This window comes from Streptomyces sp. NPDC051677, from assembly GCF_044453465.1.
Lineage (GTDB): Bacteria > Actinomycetota > Actinomycetes > Streptomycetales > Streptomycetaceae > Streptomyces.
Genome location: NZ_JBITCT010000135.1, coordinates 1 through 2,285, shown reverse-complemented (window position 1 = coordinate 2,285; position 2,285 = coordinate 1). Strand labels below are relative to the sequence as shown.

Genomic DNA, 2,285 nt, shown 5'->3' with positions numbered 1-2,285 from the left:
CCCTCCGCGCGAAGTCCACGCCGAGTACGAGAAATTGCGAATCTCCGCGTGAAATAAACGGTCAGAAGCCTGTCCGTGAAACGCGAGGCCCCTCATCGCCGACCTGGAGGACGCGGTCACCGCCCAGGTGCAACCGGACGGTGACAGCACCTATCGGCTCAACGTCTTCTATGACGCTCCGAACGACCACGTCGTGGCACAGACCAACGCCCCGTCCTCGGTCACCGACCCGCTGGCCACGCAGTACGCCGGCAAACTCGTGATCCAGAGCGATGCCGCGCCGGCCGGCCACTGCGCGTCGCACGAGACAGCCGTGGCCAACGCGGTGGCCACGCCCGCGGCGCCGGCGAACGATTCCGCCGACGGCCTGACAGCACTGCAGTGGCAGCAGATCCAGGCGCTCGCCGACTACAACTGCGCGCTCACCGCTTTCGACGACCCCACCGTCGGACCGGTCATCATCTTCCCCTCCGACTACACCGGCGACATCAACAACCTGGCCAAGCCGACCGGTTGGACCTCCATGACCGGACAGGTCCCGACCGACTGGCCCGCGCCTACCACCGCCGAGAGCCCACAGTTCACCTTGGCCCAAATCCAGAACATCCGGACCGCGGCCGTCAGCCAGATCTCGGCCGCCAGCAGCGACACCGCCAACTACAGCGCGGATGTTCGGTACGACGGCCCGAGCGACCGGGTCGTGGTGGAAACCGACGCGCCGGCCTCGGTCACCGATTCGCTGGTGTCCTCCTACCCCGACGAGGTCGTGATCACCACCCCGCCCGCACCCGACTTCACCGACAACTGAGCACCGGGCTCCTGAGCCGGCGGCCGGTCTTCGTCACCTGCTGATGGGTGGTGGAGACCGGCTGTTGTGCGCGGGAGACGGTACCGATACGGCCGTGGGCGGGCAGCACTGACCGCGTCCCACGATTTCCCCGATTGGGAGGAAGCCCTGGAGCAGCCGCGTAGCCCTTAAGGCCAGCCCGTCCCTGTGCGCCACTGAGCATTCAGAGTCGTCGTGCTCGTTACTGAACGGAAGCGGAGTGCTGCGCGCCGATCATGTGGGGAGCGACGACCAGAACTCGGTGAGTATCGCCGCGCTCCGCACCGGGTCCTGCAGCATCCACCAGTGCGCTAGCCCCTCGAGTTCGACGACCCGCGCGCCAGCCTTCTCGGCTGCCTCTCGGCGGCTTTGCAACGAGCCGAGGAAGGGGTCCTCGGTTGGGCTGATCGCCAGACCTGGCCGAGCGGCGGCAGTGGACAACGACTCACCTGCCTGGGCGAGCGCCGGTTGTGCTGCCGAGCGGTACAGCGCGAGGATGCACCAGCCCAGCTCTGAGGTCTGGCCCTCGGCGAGCTTGACCGCTGTGCCGTCCGGGATACCCATCCGGCGCAGTTGCTCAGTGCGGTCCTCGACGGTGTCCCCGGTCAAGGTCTCCACGAACTCCTCGCCGGCGCCGGGTGTCTGCCATACCTGGGCGAGGCCGTGCCATACATAGTCGGGGTGGAAAGTGCCGATGGTGTCGCTTGCCCAACTGCGTAGCAGATCGGGTCGGGCCATGGCGACGTTGAGGACGTGCCCGCCACCCCAGTCGTGGCCTACCAGGTCGACCGGTTCGCCGATCTCGACGAGTCGGCTGATCAGCCAGTCTCGGTACTCGGTCATCGTGGCGCCGAAACCGGTCGGCACCGGTGCCCCGAACCCTGGCGGGGACAGTGCCACGACGTCGCTGCGTCCCAGCTCAGCTCGCAGCGGGTCCCAGACCGCGTCGGTTTCCGGATTGCCGTGCACGAAGACGATAGTCATGTCATTGACCTTAACTTGACATCAATCCAAGAAGCTAAGTTTTTTTATGCAACTTACCTGTCGTAGCGCGAGGCCAAGGCCCGCCGCATTGTCGATATCGCTCCCCGTGAGCTGTGCGAACGCAGTCCTGAACTGGCCGCAACCGCCCAAGACGCCCGGCGTCTGGTCGCGACAGGTCGAAGGTCGGGCGTTGGCGGTCCACACCGCGTGTTGAACCGTGCGTGTAGCGGCGGGCTCGGTGGCCGCTGACGAGGTCGCTCACCGTGCCCTCGACACCGGACGGGGACGTTGCAGCCTGAGGCCCACCGTCCAGGCCGCACCGCCGCTGCACAAGGGCCGCTCGGGACATGGGCCACACTGCCCCCTGTCGAACCGGACGATTGAGGTTCCCCCGAGATGCGGAGTGTGTTGACAGAGGGTCAGATGGTTCTCATGAGAGGAACATCGACCATGGCCGCCCCCAGAAAGTACTCGC

Annotated in this window: 2 protein-coding genes; one reads left to right on the top strand and one right to left on the bottom strand. The window is 66.4% G+C overall.

Going from position 1 to position 2,285, the window contains the following annotated elements; genetic code table 11:
- The first annotated feature begins 193 nt into the window (after positions 1 to 193).
- On the top strand, positions 194 to 808 hold the full coding sequence (locus ACIBAF_RS49220; protein ID WP_399473398.1) for a hypothetical protein: 615 nt from the start codon (positions 194 to 196) through the stop codon (positions 806 to 808).
- Positions 809 to 1,060: 252 nt separating this feature from the next.
- Here the strand turns inward: ACIBAF_RS49220 and ACIBAF_RS49215 are convergent, their stop codons facing one another.
- On the bottom strand, positions 1,061 to 1,810 hold the full coding sequence (locus tag ACIBAF_RS49215; protein WP_399473396.1) for an alpha/beta fold hydrolase: 750 nt from the start codon (positions 1,808 to 1,810) through the stop codon (positions 1,061 to 1,063).
- Positions 1,811 to 2,285 lie beyond the last annotated feature (475 nt).

Excerpts from the sequence above, each read along its gene's own strand:
- ACIBAF_RS49215 (WP_399473396.1), bottom strand. The coding sequence starts at position 1,810 with ATGACTATCGTCTTCGTGCACGGCAATCCGGAAACCGACGCGGTCTGG.